At 79.4% G+C, this 340-nt stretch carries 1 pseudogene; it reads left to right on the forward strand.

Features of this window, described 5'->3' with window-relative positions:
- Positions 1 to 340: pseudogene (locus AC5RV2_RS19130) on the forward strand (hypothetical protein); the annotation flags it as partial.

Consider the following 340-nt stretch of genomic DNA (forward strand, 5'->3'; position numbering starts at 1 on the left):
GGTCGCGGCGGGAGACGCTCCCGACCCGGACCGCGCCGGGGCAGGCGCCGCACACCCCGACGGCGAGGCCTACCGGAGGGAGGAGCGCGCCGGAATCCAGGAACCGGCGGAGTCCGGGTCGGGCAACGTGCTGATCGGCTACGGCACTCCCGGCGGGTCGGCGGGGTCCAAGCGCACCCGCAAACCAAAGACCGGCCGGGTTGCCGTGGCGACCCTCCCGCCCGCGCCGGCGCCTGCCGCGCCTGCGGCGGCGGCCCCGGTGGCCGCCCCCGCGGTAGCTCCGGCGACCGCGGAAACTCAGGAGGAACCCGTGCCGGCCGACGGCGGCCGGGCCCCGCTG

The organism is Arthrobacter sp. Y3225116 (assembly GCF_059091245.1).